The sequence below is a fragment of the Aquabacterium sp. genome (assembly GCF_050725395.1).
Lineage (GTDB): Bacteria > Pseudomonadota > Gammaproteobacteria > Burkholderiales > Burkholderiaceae_C > Aquabacterium.
Map to the genome: position 1 here is coordinate 73,074 of NZ_JBOHHL010000005.1, position 16,481 is coordinate 89,554.

The 16,481-nt window shown below is 65.5% G+C and carries 16 protein-coding genes; 11 read left to right on the plus strand and 5 right to left on the minus strand.

Annotated features, from left to right (window positions below; translation table 11 throughout):
• The first annotated feature begins 70 nt into the window (after positions 1–70).
• Entirely contained in the window at positions 71–1,096 is a 1,026-nt protein-coding gene (locus ACREB4_RS05060) for a sterol desaturase family protein (protein ID WP_431587108.1), read from the plus strand.
• A 27-nt stretch (positions 1,097–1,123) separates the two neighbouring features.
• Here the strand turns inward: ACREB4_RS05060 and ACREB4_RS05065 are convergent, their stop codons facing one another.
• Positions 1,124–1,375: a YkgJ family cysteine cluster protein gene (locus tag ACREB4_RS05065; protein ID WP_431587231.1), complete on the minus strand. Its 252-nt coding sequence runs from the start codon at positions 1,373–1,375 to the stop codon at positions 1,124–1,126.
• Positions 1,376–1,640: 265 nt separating this feature from the next.
• On the opposite strand from ACREB4_RS05065, the gene mnmG reads away from it, so the two are divergent.
• The 5 genes from mnmG to ACREB4_RS05090 all read left to right on the plus strand — a co-directional run bounded on the left by mnmG (position 1,641) and on the right by ACREB4_RS05090 (position 7,019).
• A complete protein-coding gene (mnmG, locus tag ACREB4_RS05070; protein WP_431587109.1) occupies positions 1,641–3,686 on the plus strand; it encodes a tRNA uridine-5-carboxymethylaminomethyl(34) synthesis enzyme MnmG in 2,046 nt (681 codons plus the stop codon).
• On the plus strand, positions 3,683–4,357 hold the full coding sequence (rsmG, locus tag ACREB4_RS05075) for a 16S rRNA (guanine(527)-N(7))-methyltransferase RsmG (RefSeq protein ID WP_431587110.1): 675 nt from the start codon (positions 3,683–3,685) through the stop codon (positions 4,355–4,357). The genes mnmG and rsmG overlap by 4 nt, the downstream gene beginning before the upstream one ends.
• 77 nt (positions 4,358–4,434) lie before the next feature.
• Positions 4,435–5,214: a ParA family protein gene (locus ACREB4_RS05080; RefSeq protein ID WP_431587111.1), complete on the plus strand. Its 780-nt coding sequence runs from the start codon at positions 4,435–4,437 to the stop codon at positions 5,212–5,214.
• 10 nt (positions 5,215–5,224) lie between these two features.
• A complete protein-coding gene (locus ACREB4_RS05085; protein WP_431587112.1) occupies positions 5,225–5,803 on the plus strand; it encodes an RBBP9/YdeN family alpha/beta hydrolase in 579 nt (192 codons plus the stop codon).
• Between the two features lie 82 nt (positions 5,804–5,885).
• Entirely contained in the window at positions 5,886–7,019 is a 1,134-nt protein-coding gene (locus ACREB4_RS05090; RefSeq protein ID WP_431587113.1) for a PEP-CTERM sorting domain-containing protein, read from the plus strand.
• 35 nt (positions 7,020–7,054) lie between these two features.
• Here the strand turns inward: ACREB4_RS05090 and ACREB4_RS05095 are convergent, their stop codons facing one another.
• Positions 7,055–8,266, minus strand: coding sequence for a glycosyltransferase (locus ACREB4_RS05095; protein WP_431587114.1), 1,212 nt, complete (start codon positions 8,264–8,266; stop codon positions 7,055–7,057).
• Between the two features lie 75 nt (positions 8,267–8,341).
• On the opposite strand from ACREB4_RS05095, the gene ACREB4_RS05100 reads away from it, so the two are divergent.
• From ACREB4_RS05100 to ACREB4_RS05110, 3 genes are read left to right on the plus strand one after another with little or no spacing between them, the layout of a single operon-like run.
• Positions 8,342–9,244: a ParB/RepB/Spo0J family partition protein gene (locus ACREB4_RS05100; protein ID WP_431587115.1), complete on the plus strand. Its 903-nt coding sequence runs from the start codon at positions 8,342–8,344 to the stop codon at positions 9,242–9,244.
• A 22-nt stretch (positions 9,245–9,266) separates the two neighbouring features.
• Positions 9,267–10,013, plus strand: a complete 747-nt coding sequence (locus tag ACREB4_RS05105) for a class I SAM-dependent methyltransferase (RefSeq protein ID WP_431587116.1) — start codon at positions 9,267–9,269, stop codon at positions 10,011–10,013.
• A gap of 53 nt (positions 10,014–10,066) precedes the next feature.
• A complete protein-coding gene (locus tag ACREB4_RS05110; protein WP_431587117.1) occupies positions 10,067–10,594 on the plus strand; it encodes a flavin reductase family protein in 528 nt (175 codons plus the stop codon).
• A gap of 18 nt (positions 10,595–10,612) precedes the next feature.
• On the opposite strand, the gene ACREB4_RS05115 is transcribed toward ACREB4_RS05110, so the two are convergent.
• The 3 genes from ACREB4_RS05115 to ACREB4_RS05125 form a co-directional block, all read right to left on the minus strand.
• A complete protein-coding gene (locus tag ACREB4_RS05115) occupies positions 10,613–12,721 on the minus strand; it encodes an ATP-binding protein (protein WP_431587118.1) in 2,109 nt (702 codons plus the stop codon).
• Between the two features lie 81 nt (positions 12,722–12,802).
• Complete coding sequence (locus tag ACREB4_RS05120; protein ID WP_431587119.1) at positions 12,803–13,957, minus strand: diguanylate cyclase domain-containing protein; 1,155 nt, start codon at positions 13,955–13,957, stop codon at positions 12,803–12,805.
• A gap of 10 nt (positions 13,958–13,967) precedes the next feature.
• A complete protein-coding gene (locus ACREB4_RS05125; protein ID WP_431587120.1) occupies positions 13,968–15,152 on the minus strand; it encodes a GGDEF domain-containing protein in 1,185 nt (394 codons plus the stop codon).
• 179 nt (positions 15,153–15,331) lie between these two features.
• Here ACREB4_RS05125 and ACREB4_RS05130 point away from each other — a divergent pair, with 179 nt between their 5' ends.
• Both ACREB4_RS05130 and ACREB4_RS05135 read left to right on the plus strand, forming a co-directional pair.
• Positions 15,332–15,880, plus strand: a complete 549-nt coding sequence (locus ACREB4_RS05130; protein WP_431587121.1) for a cytochrome b — start codon at positions 15,332–15,334, stop codon at positions 15,878–15,880.
• Between the two features lie 37 nt (positions 15,881–15,917).
• On the plus strand, positions 15,918–16,481 hold the full coding sequence (locus ACREB4_RS05135; protein WP_431587122.1) for a YceI family protein: 564 nt from the start codon (positions 15,918–15,920) through the stop codon (positions 16,479–16,481).

The window sequence follows — 16,481 nt, forward strand, 5'->3', positions numbered from 1 at the left end:
CGGAAGACAAATCGCGGGCAAGTCCGTATGGTTGGGGGTTGTAGTCAACGCATTAGACGAAGCGCATCACATGTTGCCCTCACTCGACCCCGTCAAGACCATGATGGTGATCCTCGGCGGATCGGCCGTGGCGATCACCGCCCTGGAAGGCGTCCTGATCGCGCGCACCCGTGGGCCCCAGGCCTACGACTGGAAAGCGTTCTGGACGACGATCCGCATCAACCTGTGGCGTGCGCTCGTGGAAGCCATTCCCATGGGCGCCGTGATTGGCGTGGCCTTGCCTTTCGGCGCCTGGGTCTACGAGCACCGCTTGTTCACCGTGCCGATGGACACCTGGTGGGGTTGGGTGGCCATGTTCTTCTGCACCGAGTTCTTCTATTACTGGTTGCACCGCACCGGCCACCGCGTTCGCTGGTACTGGGCTTCGCACTCCATCCACCATTCGGGCAACCAGTACAACCTGTCGGCGGCTTTCCGGCAGTCGGTCACGGGCAAGATCTCGGGCGGCTTCGTGTTCTTCGCGCCGCAGTGCTTTTTCGGCTTCTCGCCCGATGCCGTGTTGATCTCTTATGGCGTGAACCTGGCATACCAGTTCTGGATCCACACCGACCTGATCGACAAGATGGGCTGGATGGAAGGCTGGCTGAACACGCCGTCGGCCCACCGCGTGCACCATGCCGCCAACGTCGAGTACCTGGACGCCAACTATGGCGGCACCATCATGATTTTCGACCGCCTGTTCGGCACCTACGTGCCCGAGAAGGAAGGCGTGCCGATCCGCTATGGCCTGGTCAAGCAGGTGACGACCAACAGCGCGATCAAGATTTTGTTCAACGAATGGATCGGCATCTTCAAGGACGTGTTCCGCGCGCGCCGCCTGCGCGATGCCTTGGGCTACATGTTCATGCCGCCCGGCTGGGCGCCCGATGGCCGGGGTCTGACGACTGAAGACCTGCGCCGTGAGATGAAGGCCCTGACGGGCTCACCCACGGGTGTGCCGCCGGAGGAGTTGCTGGACCGCCGGCCGGGTGCTTCGATGAGTGCCTCTGCCACGGGTGCCGACGACGGCGAGTTGGCCCTCAAGGCGGTCCGCTGAAATCCACCCTCGAAGGCTTGGCGGTTCCTAGCAGGTGTCGGCTTCGAGCCGTGTAAGCCATTGCATGGCGTGCTGCCGGTCGGTGCCGCACATGTCCGGCGCGGGTTGAAGCGATCCGCAGACGGCGGGCCGTTCGGGCAGGCCAAACAAGCGGCAGCGCCAATCCACCGCGAGGTGCGGGCAGGGAACACCGGCAGGCTTGCCTTGCGGCAAACCGGGCATGGGCGATGAGATGGAAGGGGCAATGCAGCACGCGGCGCAGCCCGGGCGGCAGTTCATGGCCTGGAGGGTCATCGCGGAATTTTAAAAAAGGGCCCTGTTTTAATCATGGTCGCGATGACAGCGTCTATCAGTCGTTGATCGTAGCGAGAGCGTGGGCTCTTTGCAAATCCCGGTCTCAGCAGACCAGGATGACCCTGTCCAGGCAGGGCACCCAGGGTGCATTGATTTCCCCTTGCCAAGGGTATTTCAGTACAATCCCGGGTTGCCCAAAAATGAGGCAGTACCCCTGTAGTACCCCTGTAGACAAGCGCGAGGTGGCTCCATGCTGTACCCCAAAGAATTCGACGTCATCGTGGTGGGTGGTGGCCATGCTGGCACCGAGGCTGCCTTGGCCGCGGCCCGCATGGGCTGCGCCACCTTGCTCCTGACCCACAACATCGAGACGCTGGGGCAAATGAGCTGCAACCCGTCGATCGGCGGCATTGGCAAGGGCCACCTGGTCAAGGAGATCGATGCCCTGGGTGGGGCGATGGCCGCGGCCACCGACGAATCGGGCATCCAGTTTCGCATCCTGAATTCTTCCAAGGGGCCGGCCGTGCGTGCCACCCGTGCCCAGGCGGACCGCATCCTCTACAAGGCCGCCATCCGCGCCCGCTTGGAGAATCAGCCCAATCTTTGGCTGTTCCAGCAGGCGGTGGACGACCTGATGGTGGAGGGTGATGGGGTGAATGAGCGCGTGGTCGGCGCCGTCACCCAGGTGGGCATCCGTTTCCGGGCGCGCACGGTGGTGCTGACCGCGGGCACCTTCCTGGACGGCAAGATCCACGTGGGGCTGCAGAACTACAGTGCCGGCCGCGCGGGTGATCCGCCGGCCGTGTCGCTGTCGTCGCGCCTGAAGGAGTTGAAGTTGCCGCAAGGGCGCTTGAAGACCGGCACGCCACCGCGCATCGATGGCCGCAGCATCGATTTCGATCAGTTGACCGAGCAACCCGGCGACGGCATGGATGGCGTCCACCCTGTGCCGGTGTTCAGCTTCCTGGGCTCGGCCGAGCAGCACCCGGCGCAACGGCCGTGCTGGATCACGCACACCAACCAGCGGACGCACGACATCATCCGGTCGGGATTCGACCGCAGCCCCATGTTCACTGGCGTGATCGAAGGGGTGGGCCCGCGTTATTGCCCCAGCATCGAAGACAAGATCAACCGTTTCGCCGACAAGGACACGCACCAGATTTTCCTGGAGCCCGAGGGCCTGACCACGCACGAGTTCTACCCGAACGGCATCAGCACCTCGCTGCCGTTCGACGTTCAACTGGCCGCGCTGCACTCCATGCCCGGTTTGGAGAACGCGCACATCCTGCGTCCCGGCTACGCCATCGAGTACGACTACTTCGACCCGCGCGAGTTGAAGTCCAGCTTCGAGACGAAGGCCATCCAGGGCTTGTTCTTTGCCGGGCAAATCAATGGCACGACCGGCTATGAAGAGGCGGCGGCGCAAGGGCTGTTCGCTGGTTTGAATGCGGCTTTGCAGGCCAAAGACCAAGATGCCTGGCTGCCCCGCCGCGATCAGGCCTACCTGGGTGTGCTGGTCGATGACCTCATCACCAAGGGCGTGACCGAGCCTTACCGCATGTTCACCAGCCGGGCAGAGTTCCGCCTTCAACTGCGCGAAGACAATGCCGACATGCGCCTGACCGAAGCTGGCCGGGGGTTGGGCCTGGTGGACGATGCCCGTTGGGACGCATTCAACCGCAAACGCGATGCTGTTTCACGTGAAACAGGGCGCTTGAATGCCATGTGGGTGCGCCCGGCCACCTTGCCCACTGAGGCGGCTGAGCGCTTGGTGGGCAAAGCCCTGGAGCGCGAATACAGCCTGGCAGATTTGCTGCGCCGGCCCGCGGTGGATTTCAATGTGGTGGCCGAAGTCAGTGCCATTGCACACCACATCCAATCAGATTTGGACGCGGGCAAGGCCGCTGCGGGGCAGGGGCTTGTTTCACGTGGAACAACAACCCCGGTGTCTCGGGCCGCGCTGGAATCAGAACTGGGCAAGACCTTGGCCGATGCCGTGATCGAGCAGGTGGAGATCAGCATCAAATATGCGGGCTACATCAGCAAGCAGAACGACGAAGTGGAGCGCTCTGCCCATTTTGAAAATCTGCAGCTACCCGTTGATCTGGATTACTTGCAGGTGCCGGCCTTGAGTTTCGAGGTTCGCCAGAAGCTCAGCAAGCACCGGCCAGAGACCTTGGGTCAAGCCTCGCGCATTTCTGGGGTGACGCCAGCGGCGATTTCGCTGCTGCTCATCCATCTTAAAAAGGGACGGTTCAAAGGATTTGACCGGCTGCCCGAGACTGCATCAGCATGAGCTACATCTCCAACGCGCCCATCGGGCCAGACCTGGCGCCTGAGTTGCGCCGGGCTTTGGCCACGCTGGACAATGGTCCCGCGCCCGCCCTGACCGATCCACAGATTGAGCAATTGCTCGCCTACGTCGGCATGCTCAGCCAGTGGGGCAAGACCTACAACCTGACGGCGGTGCGTAATCCGGCAGAGATGCTGACCCTGCACCTGCTGGACAGCTTGTCTGTGCGCGCGCCCTTGTGGCGGCATCTTCAAGGTGCCGCGGCTGCGGTGCTGGACGTGGGCAGCGGCGGTGGTTTGCCCGGTGTCGTCTTGGCCATCACCATGCCGCAACTGCAGGTGACCTGCGTGGACGCCGTGGCCAAGAAGGCCGCCTTCGTTCGGCAGGTGGCAGCGGAATTGCGCCTGCCCAATCTGAAAGCAGAGCATGCACGGGTTGAGAACCTCACAGCCAAGCCCTGGCAGGTGATCACCTCCCGCGCCTTCGCTTCCTTGAGCGACTTCGTCAACTTGACTTCCGGCTTGCGCGCCCAAAGCGGCGTGTGGATGGCGATGAAGGGCAAGAATCCGCAAGACGAAGTGGCTGAATTGCCCGCAGGTGTGGAGGTGTTCCACGTGGAACAACTGCAGGTGCCTGGTCTGGATGCCGAACGCTGCCTGGTCTGGCTTCGGTGACGGTCATCCAAAATGAATTCCATGGCGAGTCTCGTGCCCCCGGCGGAGGTGCCCTCGGTAACAGGGATAATGTCGGCATGCCGCACATCTTCTGCATTGCCAACCAAAAGGGCGGGGTCGGCAAGACCACCACCACTGTCAACCTGGCGGCCGGCCTGGCCCAGATCGGCCAGCGCGTATTGATCGTCGACCTGGACCCTCAGGGCAATGCCACCATGGGCTCGGGGGTGGACAAGCGCACCCTGGCGCACACGGTGTACGACGTGTTGCTGGAAGATGCCAGCATCGCCGAGTCAAAACAACGCAGCCCCAAGGGCGGCTACGACGTGCTGGGCGCCAACCGAGATCTGGCCGGCGCCGAAATCGAACTGGTGCCCCTGGAGCGCCGCGACCGCCGCCTCAAGACCGCGCTGGAAGCTTGCGCCGCCGACTACGATTTCATCTTGATCGACTGTCCGCCGTCATTGAGCCTGCTCACGCTGAACGGCCTGACTTGCGCCCACGGTGTGATCGTGCCCATGCAGTGCGAATATTTCGCACTGGAGGGCCTGACCGACCTGGTCAACACCGTCAAGCAGGTGCACGCCAACCTCAACCGCGACTTGCAATTGATCGGCCTTTTGCGCGTGATGTACGACCCGCGCATCACCCTGCAGCAGCAGGTGAGCGATCAGCTCAAGGCACACTTCGGCGACAAAGTGTTCGACACGGTGATCCCGCGCAATGTGCGCTTGGCCGAGGCGCCCAGCTATGGCGTGCCAGGCGTGGTGTTCGACCCGGCATCCAAGGGCGCACAGGCTTTCGTCGCCTTTGCCCAGGAAGTCGTCGACCGGGTGGCCAAACGCTCGTTGGCATGATTTCCTGCCAATGACTCAGCGATTCCTTCTGTTGCCCGGCTGGCACGATTCCGGGCCGGGCCATTGGCAGAGCCGCTGGCCGTTGTTGCATGGCGACCAAGCCGTGTTTCGCAAGGTTGACCAGGACGACTGGGCCTGGCCCAAGCGGGGCGATTGGATGATGAACCTGGACCAGGCCCTGTTGGCCGATCCGGCCTTCGGCACCGAGCCCGCCATCCTGCTGGCGCACAGCCTGGGTTGTCACCTGGTGGCCGCGTGGGCGGCCCATTCGCAGCACACCCACCGTGTCAAGGGTGCCTGGCTGGTGGCGCCCCCCGACCTGGACGGGCCGCAGGCCACACCCGCCACCACCGCCCCGCAACTGCAGGGCTGGCGCCGTGTGGTTCGCCAAGTGTTGCCATTCCCCGCTGTGGTGCTTGCCTCGCGCACCGACCCGTACTCGGTCTTCGGGCGCAGCCAGGCTTTGGCCCAGGGTTGGGGCGCCGCCCTTCAGGACCTGGGCGACGCAGGCCATGTCAATGAAGCCTCGGGGCATGGCGATTGGCCCGAAGGCTGGCAGGCCCTGAACCAGAGCACGATCAGCTGGTGAAAGTCCCCACGAACCGGGGAGTGTTTTGTTTTGGTGCATCGGTTACGCTCTGAAACATATAACTGCTCAGGAATTCACCTCCATGCAAGCCACGTTCTGCCGTCTGGCCCTTCGTCCTTTGGCCGCTGCCATCGGTTTCGCCCTGTACGCCGCTGCGGCCCAAGCCCAGGTCGTCGAAACCCAATCGGTCAGCGCCACCGCGTCCTACAGCGTGGGCGGCAGCGCTTCGGTGCCTTTGAGCGACAGCTCGATCGCCCCCGATGTCCGTTATGTCGACGTGCTGGACTTCCAATACAGCGGCAGCAACCAGTCGGGCCTGCACACCTATGGCGGCCCCACCGAAGGTTTCGGCAGCCGCTCGTCGGGCTATGGCGTGTACGACGTGACCGGTGCGTTCTCCATCGTGCAGAGCATCACCAACAACACGGCGACCGCTCAGCGCGCAACCTTCAACTTCTTCATCATCCCCGGCCTGCTGCAGAACGACATCCGCTCGAACATCAGCGGTTCGCAGCACGTGTCCTCGGGCATCAAGTTCGATGTCAAGACCAATGGCACCTCGGTGTGGGGCAGCCAAGCCGACCTGAGCACGACGGCTTCGGGCACCGTGCTGAACCTGTCGGGCGCCAACCTGTACACCCCGGCCGTGCCTTCGGCTGGCGGCAACCCCACGACCTACACCATCGCTGGCGGCCTGTTCCAGGTCGACCTGGGCGTGATCGCCGCGGGTGAAACCATCTCCCTGCAGTACGACCTGCAAACCTACGCCAAGGGCAATGCCACGGGCAACGGCAGCTTCACGGTGCCCGAGCAAACGGTGACCGTGCCCGACCAGGTCATCTTCGTGCCCGAACAGCGCTACACCGTGTACGACAACGGTAGCGGCTATGGCTATGGTGGGTATGGCGGCTACGGTGGCTACGGCGCTTCGCACGAAGTGGTCGTGCCCGAGCACAACGAGCTGATCCCCGGCTACACCTACACCGTGGGCGGCCAGACCTATGTGGACGAGAGCAGCGGTTCGCACGCCAGCAGTGGCGATCCCTTCACCATCAATGGCGATGGCAGCCCTTACTACTACAGCTACCTGCAAGCCGGACACCTGGGCAATGCCGTCACCTTCTCGGCCGTGCCAGAGCCCGAAGGCTACGCCATGGCCCTGGCTGGTTTCACCGTGCTGGGCTTGATGGCCCGCCGCCGCCGCCAGCAAGCCTGAGCTGACGGCCAGGGTTCAAGCGCGGGGCCTGGCGTTCAAGCCGCCCCGCTGGCCAGGGACTCGAATTCATCCACCAGGGCCAGGGTCTGGCCTTCGTGGGTGAAGTTTTTGTAGCGGTCGGCCACGGCCCGCGCGGCTTGCGCGTGGCCTGGCGTGTTCAGCATCTGCTGGATCAAGGCCTTGAAATCCGTGGGCCGCTTGCGCTGCGCCGCATTCACACCGGCCCCGGTTTCCTCCACACAACGCGCCATCATGAACTGCTCGGCCTGGGTCGGCAGCAGCAGCACCGGCACGCCCGCCAGCAGCGACTGGGCCAGGGTGGCTTCGCCAGCATGGCAAATCACCAGCTGGCAGTCGGGGAAGGTCTGGCCCAGGTGGACCGGGCCGCTGGCGTAGTGGATGTTCGCGCTGACGACGGGCGGCGTCATGCCCCCGGCCACTTCCGGCAAGTAGCACAGGGTGCGGCAACCCAGGTCGTCCAGCGCCTTCAGCACGGCCGCGTGATCAGGGTGGGCGCTGCGCACATAGGCGAACACGCGCGGGCCTTCGCCCGGCGGCCAGGTGGGCGTCTGGCCTCCGCTGGGCAGGAAGGTGGGGCCGTGGTAGCGCTGCCCCTCGGGCAGGGCGCCGCGGCGGTAGTGGTCCAGCTCCGGCCAGGTGCACAGCAGTGGCCGTTCGCCCCGCAGGATGGTGGACAGCTGTTCCACAGGCCGTGCGCCATTCATCTGCAGCACGGCGTTGACGGTGCGCAGCACCTCGCCTTCAGAGTGCTCGACGCGCCCCTTGGCAATGGGCTCCCAATCGCGGAACAGCGGCATGGGCGCGCGGTCGGGCGGCAGGTAGAAGCCGATGCCCACCGTGGCCGTGGGGATGCCCAGGATGCGCGCGGCCAGGAAGGCGGTGGGCGAATAGTCGGCCACCAGCACGTCGGGCCGGGTCAGCTCCAGCGCCGCCTTCCAGCCTTGCACCAGCGCGTTCAAGGCATCGACCCCGAAGTAGCCATTGGCCAGCAGGATCTCGGCCAGCGTGGCCTGCGGGTCGGGCAGGCCGACCACCCGGTGCATCCACACGGGGGCTTGCAGGGTGCGCACCTTCAGGTCCTTCAGCAAGGTGTGCGTGTGGACCAGTTCGCGCAGCACCAGGTCGACGTGGTGACCGCGCCGCATCAGCTCTTGCGTCAGGGGCTTGAGGCGGCCAGCGTGCCCCAGCCCGCCACCCAGTTCCCAGGACAATAGAAAACGCGCCATGATCAAGGTGCTCCGTGCAAAGCGGGGCCGGGCTGAGAAGCGGCCATTGTAGAAACTGAAGGACAATCCCAGCCTATGGCGACCAAAAAATCCAAAGGCCTGGGTCTGGGCCTGGAGGCCCTGCTCGGCCCCAAAGTCAGCGACACCCCCGCGTCCCCGGCGGCCGAAGGCCCCCCCACGACCTTGAAGCTGTCGCTGATGCAGGCCGGCAAGTACCAGCCGCGCACGCGCATGGACGAGGGCTCGCTGTACGAGCTCGCCGAGAGCATCCGCACCCAGGGCATCATGCAGCCGATCCTGGTGCGGCCGATTGGTGGGGGGCGCTACGAAATCATCGCGGGTGAACGCCGTTCGCGCGCCGCCAAGCTGGCCGGCCTCACCGAAGTGCCGGTGCTGGTCAAAGACGTGCCCGACGAATCGGCCGCCGTGATGGCGCTGATCGAGAACATCCAGCGCGAAGACCTGAACCCGCTGGAAGAGGCCCAAGGCCTGCAGCGCCTGACGCAAGAGTTCGGCCTCACGCACGAGCAGGCCGCGCAATCGGTGGGCCGCTCGCGCAGCGCCGCCAGCAACCTGCTGCGCCTGCTGAACCTGGCCGAAGCGGTGCAGGGCATGCTGATGGCCGGCGACATCGACATGGGCCATGCGCGTGCCTTGCTGTCGCTCGACAAGGCCCAGCAGGTCACCACGGCGCACGAGATCGCCAGCAAGAAGCTGAGCGTGCGCGACGCCGAAAAGCTCGTCAACAAGCAGATCGGGGCCGGGCGGCAGACACCGCTGATGCGCCTCAAGGGCGACAAGTCGCGCGACGTGCTCCGTCTGGAAGAAGAGCTGTCCGACCTGCTGACCGCGCAGTTGGAGATCCGCGTCAAGAAGCGCACCAAGCGTGGCGAGCAGGGCGAACTGGCCATCCAGTTCGGCAGCCTGGAAGAACTCAACGGCTTGATCGACAAGCTGCGCGGCGGCCCGCCCGCCTGACGCGCGGGCGACGAAGACCGGCATGGGGCCCTGGCCACTGCCCGCCTTGCTGAGCTGGGCCCTGGCCTGGGGCCTGTGCTTTGCCCTGCGTTTCAGCAATGCGCCACTGTGGGCGGCGCTGGCCTTGCCCACCGCCTTGGGCGCCCTGGTGGCCTTGCTGCCCCCGGTGGCTACGACGCCCTGGCGGCGGGTGTTCGTGGCAGGGGGTTTTCCGCTGTCGGCCTTGGCGCTGGGGCAGGGCGGTGGCCTGCCGGCCTGGGTCTGGCTGGCGCCGCTGGGCTTGCTGCTGCTGGCCTATCCGGTCAATGCCTGGCGCGATGCCCCGGTGTTCCCCACCCCGCGCGGTGCTTTGACCAAGCTGCCCCAGCACGCGCCTTTGCCCGCGAATGCCCGCATCCTCGACGCCGGTTGCGGCATGGGCGACGGCCTGGCCGAGCTGCACCGCGCCTATCCCATGGCCGAGGTCCACGGCATCGAATGGGGCTGGCCCTGGCGCATCGTCTGCGGCCTGCGCTGCCCCTGGGCCACCGTGCGCCGCGCCGACATGTGGGTGGCCGATTGGTCGGGCTACGACCTGGTTTACCTGTTCCAGCGGCCCGAGTCCATGCCGCGCGCGGTGGACAAGGCCCGGCGCGAGCTCAAGCCTGGCGCCTGGCTGGTGAGCCTGGAGTTCGAGGCGGTGGATGTGCACGGTGTGCCGCTGAAACCCCAGGCGCGGCTGACGTTGGAAGGGGGGCGGCCAGTGTGGGTGTACCGGCCGGCCTCGTGAGGCCTCGTGGGCGGGGGTCTACACTGTGACCTTGCCCAGGAAAATGCCTTCGAATGTCCTTGCCTTCCGACCCTGCAACCGTTCCCGAGCCCGCCGGCTCACCCTTCACGCCCGAAGAGTTTCGCGCGGCCCTGGGGCAGTTCACCACCGGGGTGACCATCGTCACGGCGCGCACGCCCGAAGGCGTGCTGGTGGGGCTCACGGCCAACTCCTTCAACTCGGTGTCCCTGTCGCCGCCGCTGGTCTTGTGGAGCCTGGCGCGCCAGTCGTCTTCTCTGCCGGCCTTTCTGTCGGCCACGCATTACGCCATCAATGTGCTGGCGGCGGACCAGCGCCAGCTGGCCGAGCGCTTCGCGCGCAAGGGCATCGACCGTTTCGAGGGCGTGAAGTGGCGTGAAGGCTTGACGGGCGCCCCCGTGATTCCCGGGGCCGTGGCGGTGTTCGAGTGCGCGCACCGCAGCCACCACGATGCGGGCGACCACGTCATCTTCGTCAGCCAGGTGGCGCATTGCAACCGCCGCATCGGCGCCGCGCCGCTGGTTTTCCACGGCGGCCGCTTCTTCAGCGACCTGAACTGGTGAGCCGCCCGGGCTGAAGCGTCAGCCTTCGGTTTCTTCGGCCTTGCCCTCGGCGATCAATTGTTCGGCGTAGCGGTCCAGCAAAGACAGCAGACGCGCCACGTCCAGGGGCTTGGTCAGGTAATCCAGGAAGCCGCGTTCACGGGCCGCGCCGATCTGGTCGGGCATGGCATCGGCCGACAAGGCCACGCGCGGGATGCCGGCGGTCTCGGCCCGGCGGGCCAGCACGTCCGAAACATCCAGGCCGCTCATGTCGCCCAGGTGCATGTCCAGCAGCAGCAAGTCGGGGGGGGCGGAACGGGCCATCTGGATGGCTTCGGCACCGTTGCGCGCCACCTCCATGTGCCACTTGGGCCGCATGTGCATGACCTGGCGCACCAGTTCCACGTTCACGACGTTGTCCTCGGCGTAGAGCAGGGTCAGGGTGCCGGGGTTGAGCGCGTCGAAGGCGCCCCAGCCCGAGCGGGCGCCCAGGCGGCCGAGGGTCGAGTCGGCCGCCGCGGTGTGCGGGTCGAGCGCGGCTGGCAGCCACACCCGGAAACTGGAGCCGACGCCAACCTGGCTGCTGATCTCGATGCGCCCGCGCATCAGGTCGACCAGGCGCTTGACGATGACCAGGCCAATGCCCGTGCCTTCAACGGCCGTGCGTTCGGCGCCCAGGCGGTTGAAGGGCTCGAACAGGTGGGCCTGCTGCTCTTCGCTGAGGCCGCGGCCGGTATCGCTCACGGTGATGACGACGAAGGAGCGCACGCCTTGCGCTTCGACCATCACCCGCCCACCGGGCTTGTTGTACTTGACGGCGTTGGTCATCAGGTTGACCAGGATCTGGCGCAGCCGCACCTGGTCGGCCTTGACGAAGAGGTCTTCGGCCGGCGGCGTGAGCAGCAGTTGCACATCGCTTTGCGTGACCTGGTTGCTGACCAGGGCGTGGGCTTCTTCCAGCACGGCCGCCAGGCGTTGCGGCTCCAGGTTGAGCGGCAGGCCGCCAGCCTCGATGCGCGACAGGTCGAGCACGTCGGTCAGCATGGCCAGCAGGTGGGCGCCGGCCCTTTCGATGTGGCTGACCTTCTTGCGCTGGATGTCGTTGATGGGGTTGGTGGGGTCGACGCGCAGCAATTGCGCGAAACCCAGCATGGCGTTGAGCGGCGTGCGCAGCTCGTGGCTCATGCGCGAGAGGAAGTCGGTCTTGGCCTTGTTGGCTTTTTCAGCGGCCTTGGCCGAGTTCATGGCTTCTTCAAACTGCCGGCGTTCGGTGATGTCCTCGCTCACGGCAACGAAGTGCAAAGGCTGGCCTTGGGCATCGCGCACCAGGGCGGCCGACAGCATCACCCAGACGACCTGGCCATCGGGCCGCACATAGCGCTTTTCGAGGCTGTAGCGCGGGCGTTGCCCTTCCAGCACGGAAATCCCCAAGGCTTCGTCGGTCGCGTGGTCGTCGGGGTGGGTGATGTCGTTGCGGCTCAGTTGCAGCAACTGCTCGCGGGTGCGTTGGGTGATCTCGGTGAAGCGGTGGTTGACGTCCAGGAAGCGGCCGCTCAGCGACATGCGGGTGATGCCGACACCGGCCGCGTCGAACAACTGGCGGTACTGCTCTTCGGTGCTGCGCAGGTTGTCGCGTGCCACGCCCAGGGCCCCCAGGGCCTCGCGGTGTCGCGACTCGGCCTGCCAGGCCGCGACGCTGCTGGCGATCAGGGCCAGGGCTGGTGCCAGCTGGCCAGCGAATGCATCGCTGTAGCCTTCGGGCCGGTTGGCCAGGCCCAGCACGCCGATCAGCTGGCCGCCGCGCAGCAGCGGCATGGCCATGAAGCGTTGCACGCCACCCAGCACGGACACCTGGTTGTTCACCACGGGGCCGCCGGTTTCCAGCACACCGGCCCACAAGGTGGAGGGGGCCTGGCGGGGATCGTTCGGCCAGATCAGCGGGCCCGCGCTGTGGACCTGCAGGGTGCCCGACACCGCGTCCGTGATGTCACCGATGAAGCCGCAAGGGCTGCCGGTGGCGGCCATCAGTTCGGTCAGCTGGCCCTGGACCAGTTCCCAGCCGGAGATGCCCCGGCCGTCGATGGTGGACAGTCGGTTGAGCAAGTGGGCGATGGTGTCGCCAGTGATGGACGCTGAAGGGCTGTGCATGGATCTGTAGGACAGACACCACCCGAGCTTGACAGTCGAGCCACGGGGGGTGGTGTGCCCCGCGACCCAGGCCCAACTGTCTCACACTTGGCGGGCATCGGCCAGGGTGTTTGGCTCGGGCGTGTGCGCGGCGGTGCGCATCACGGTGCGGTTGCGGCCCTGGTCCTTGGCGCAGTACAGCGCCTGGTCGGCCCGCTCCAGGGTCTCGTGCAGGGGTTCGCCAGCCGGGTGGTCGGTCAGGCCGGCGGAGAAGGTCACCGGCAGCCCGCTGGCGCCGGGCGTGTGCTGGTGGGCCCGCAGGCAGTCGGCGATGCGGGCCAGGGCCGCCTGGGCGCTGCCGGGTTGTTCGTTGGGCAGCAGCAGCAGGAACTCTTCGCCCCCCCACCGCGCCAGGATGTCGGTCTTGCGCAAGGCCTGCAGCGCGGCATCGGCGAACTCCTTGAGCACCTGGTCGCCCACGGCGTGGCCATGCTGGTCGTTGACGCGCTTGAAATGGTCCAGGTCGATCAGGGCCAGGCAGAAAGGCTCGCCGCTGCGCAACTGCATCGAGGCTTCCTGCTCGATGCGTTGCTGCATGTGGCGGCGGTTCACCAGGCGGGTGAGTTCATCCCGAGAGGCGATCTCCTGCAGCAGGTCAAGGGCATGGGCCAGCTCGCTTTTCTGCTCCTGCAGGCGGTTGCGCATCTTGCTGACGTAGTAGGCCACGCCGGACACGGCGGGCAGCGTGCCAGCGGCCAGCACGAAGCGGATGAATTCCATGCGCGGGTCCATCTGTGGATCGCTCAGCACCATGCCGGTCATGATGACGCCCAGGCTGGCCACGGTGAAGATGCCCAGCGTGAGCACCTCGCGCGCCTTGAGCGAGAACATGCCGAACACCAGCACCAGCGCCACCAGCATGAGCACCGAACTGCGCACCTCGCCGCTGATCAGGTAGGCCCACAGGATGGCCACGGTGGCGTACAGGCACTGCGGCAGGTCCATGCCCGGGTTGCCCAGCCGGGACGACCAGTCCGTGCGCACCAGCGTGTAGAAGGTGATCATGCCGGCCCACATGTAGACCAGCAACCAGAGGCCGGGGCCGCGTTTGACCAGGCCGATGTCGATGGCGAACAGCAGCAGCATCGAGCTGATGCTGTAGCCATAGAACGCGATCATCGCCAGCGTCACGCGCAGGCGGACCTTGCGGTCCGTGCCAAGGACCGCATCGCCGATGCGGGTGATGAGCGGGTGCATGCGCCGGAGGTCAGGCCATCGTGTTGGTGGCGCTCTGCGGGGCTTCGTCCCTGACGGCTTGGTCGGCAACATCGGCAGGGCTGGCCTGGATGATGGTGCGGTTGCGGCCGTCGCGCTTCGCCTTGTAGAGCGCCTTGTCGGCGCGCTCGATGCACACGTCCAGGCGCTCGTTGTCGCAGTAGCCGGTGAGTCCCGCCGAGAAGGTCGGCTTGAGCTCGGGGTGCTCCGCCGAGAACTGGATGGTGGTCAGGTGGGTGCGGATGCGCTCCAGGCCGATGTTGGCCAAGGCCGGCGAGGTGTCGTTCAGCAGCAGCAGGAATTCTTCGCCACCCCAGCGTGCCAGCACGTCGGTGTCTCGCATCACGGCCTGCGCGCCTTCGGCGAAATGGCGAAGCACCTCGTCGCCCACGCCGTGGCCGTAGGTGTCGTTGACGCGCTTGAAATGGTCGATGTCCAAAATGGCCAGGCAGAAGCGGTGGTGGCCGGAACGTTCCAGGCGTTTCTGGTGCTGGCCCAGCACGTCGAGCATGTGGCGGCGGTTGACCAGGCCGGTCAGTTCATCGCGGGTGGCCAGCACCTGGATGCGCGTGAGGGCCTCGGCCAGCTCGTTTTTCTGCGCCTTGAGCTTCTCGCGCATGTTGCTGAGTTGCACCGCCAGCGACGAGATGGTGGGCACGATGGCCACGGTCATCCAGAAGTGGGCGAACTCCAGTTTGAAGGGGTAGTGGACCGGATCGGTCGTGACCTTGATGCCCATGGCGATGCCGATGATCACCACGGTGTACGCCCCGGCAATGGTCGCGCCCCGGGCCTTGAGGTTGAAAATGCCGAACACCAGCACCAGGGCCAGCAGCATCAGGGTGGAGCCGTGCACCGGCCCGGTCAGCGAATACGCGCCGACGATGATGGTCAGGGAGGACAGGATCTGCGGCAGGGTGAGCGAGGGTTCCTGGAACCGCAGGTTGATGCCCGAGCGCAGCACGGCGTACCAGAAGACGATGTTGCCCACGCAGGCGGTCGACAGCACCTTGGCGTCGTCCAGGTGCATGTAGCCTGCGTAATAAGCGTAGACCTGCAGCCCGATGCACAACAGGTAAACCGTCGCGGCCATGAGCGAACGCTTGATGCGCAGGCGTTGCTTGGGATCTGCGCCGAACGCCGCGATGAAGAGCCACTTGAGTGCAGGTGATCTCATGGGGTTTGTGTGTTGTGTGTATGGGATTTCGGCACCAACCGGGTCAGCTTAAGGGAAGCTTGCAAGTTCAAATTTATTGAAATAGGGTGTTAAGTTGGTTCAACCCTGCTGATTGAGCGGAGGCTAAGCTGTGCCACCTGCTCCAGATTTCGCACCCCTTCCGCAAAAAAGGCCAAAACATGAACGCCACGGGACGCTACACCGGCTTTGCCATCGCCTTGCACTGGTTGCTGGCGGTGGCCATCCTCACGGCGTTCGGCGTGGGCCTGTACATGGTGGGCCTGGGCATGTCGCCCACCAAGCTGAAGCTGATCAACTGGCACAAGTGGGCAGGGGTGGCCATCCTCTTCCTGTCGGCCGTTCGGCTTTTGTGGCGCCTGACGCACCGCCCGCCCGCGCTGCCGGCCAGCATCGAGCGCGCCATGCCGGGTTGGCAGAAGTTGGCGCACCACGGCACCCACTGGTTGATGTACGCCCTGTTTTTCGCGGTGCCCCTGATCGGCTGGGCCTACAGCTCGGCGCACGGCTACCCCATCGTCTGGTTTGGCGTGCTGCCCTTGCCCGACTTCGTGCCGGTGGACAAGGACCTGGCCGAAGCCATCAAGCCGTGGCACCAGATCTCGGCATTCGCCTTGATCGGCCTGGTGGGCCTGCACGTGGCCGCCGCGCTCAAACACCACTTCGTCGACCGCGACGGCCTGCTGCTGCGCATGCGCCCTGGCCGTTGATGAGTCCCGGCTCAAAACAAACCCCGAGGAGCTTTTCATGAAACGACTGTTTGCCACCACTGCTTTGGCGTTCGCCACCTTCCTGCCGCAAATGGCCCAGGCCGACCAGGCCCTGGTGCCCGCGCAGAGCGAGATCACGTTCACCGCCAAGCAACTGGGCGTGCCACTGGATGGCCGCTTCAAGCGTTTTGCCGCGCAGGTGGCTTTCGATCCCAAGGCCCTGCCCGCCAGCAAGATCGCTTTCCAGATCGAACTGGGCAGCGTGGCCGTCAATGCCGATTCGGACGCCGAGCTGGTCAAGCCCGAGTGGTTCAACACCGCCAAGTTTCCCAAAGCCACGTTCCAGTCCAGCGCCATCAAGGCCCTGGGCGGGGGGCGGTTCGAAGTGGCCGGCAAGCTGGCCATCAAGGGCAACGCCCGGGACCTGGTCGTGCCTGTGCAACTGACGCAAGCCGGCGCCTTGACCACCGCCACCGGCACCTTCGGCATCAAGCGCCTGGACTTCAAGGTGGGTGATGGCGACTGGGCCGACACCTCCGTCGTGGCCAACGACGTGCAGGTCAAATTCAAACTCGTTCTGCAAGGCGTTCCGGCGCTTTGA

Excerpts from the sequence above, each read along its gene's own strand:
- ACREB4_RS05060 (WP_431587108.1), top strand. The coding sequence starts at position 71 with ATGTTGCCCTCACTCGACCCCGTCAAGACCATGATGGTGATCCTCGGC.
- ACREB4_RS05065 (WP_431587231.1), bottom strand. The coding sequence starts at position 1,375 with ATGAACTGCCGCCCGGGCTGCGCCGCGTGCTGCATTGCCCCTTCCATC.
- mnmG (WP_431587109.1), top strand. The coding sequence starts at position 1,641 with ATGCTGTACCCCAAAGAATTCGACGTCATCGTGGTGGGTGGTGGCCAT.
- rsmG (WP_431587110.1), top strand. The coding sequence starts at position 3,683 with ATGAGCTACATCTCCAACGCGCCCATCGGGCCAGACCTGGCGCCTGAG.
- ACREB4_RS05080 (WP_431587111.1), top strand. The coding sequence starts at position 4,435 with ATGCCGCACATCTTCTGCATTGCCAACCAAAAGGGCGGGGTCGGCAAG.
- ACREB4_RS05085 (WP_431587112.1), top strand. The coding sequence starts at position 5,225 with ATGACTCAGCGATTCCTTCTGTTGCCCGGCTGGCACGATTCCGGGCCG.
- ACREB4_RS05090 (WP_431587113.1), top strand. The coding sequence starts at position 5,886 with ATGCAAGCCACGTTCTGCCGTCTGGCCCTTCGTCCTTTGGCCGCTGCC.
- ACREB4_RS05095 (WP_431587114.1), bottom strand. The coding sequence starts at position 8,266 with ATGGCGCGTTTTCTATTGTCCTGGGAACTGGGTGGCGGGCTGGGGCAC.
- ACREB4_RS05100 (WP_431587115.1), top strand. The coding sequence starts at position 8,342 with ATGGCGACCAAAAAATCCAAAGGCCTGGGTCTGGGCCTGGAGGCCCTG.
- ACREB4_RS05105 (WP_431587116.1), top strand. The coding sequence starts at position 9,267 with ATGGGGCCCTGGCCACTGCCCGCCTTGCTGAGCTGGGCCCTGGCCTGG.
- ACREB4_RS05110 (WP_431587117.1), top strand. The coding sequence starts at position 10,067 with ATGTCCTTGCCTTCCGACCCTGCAACCGTTCCCGAGCCCGCCGGCTCA.
- ACREB4_RS05115 (WP_431587118.1), bottom strand. The coding sequence starts at position 12,721 with ATGCACAGCCCTTCAGCGTCCATCACTGGCGACACCATCGCCCACTTG.
- ACREB4_RS05120 (WP_431587119.1), bottom strand. The coding sequence starts at position 13,957 with ATGCACCCGCTCATCACCCGCATCGGCGATGCGGTCCTTGGCACGGAC.
- ACREB4_RS05125 (WP_431587120.1), bottom strand. The coding sequence starts at position 15,152 with ATGAGATCACCTGCACTCAAGTGGCTCTTCATCGCGGCGTTCGGCGCA.
- ACREB4_RS05130 (WP_431587121.1), top strand. The coding sequence starts at position 15,332 with ATGAACGCCACGGGACGCTACACCGGCTTTGCCATCGCCTTGCACTGG.
- ACREB4_RS05135 (WP_431587122.1), top strand. The coding sequence starts at position 15,918 with ATGAAACGACTGTTTGCCACCACTGCTTTGGCGTTCGCCACCTTCCTG.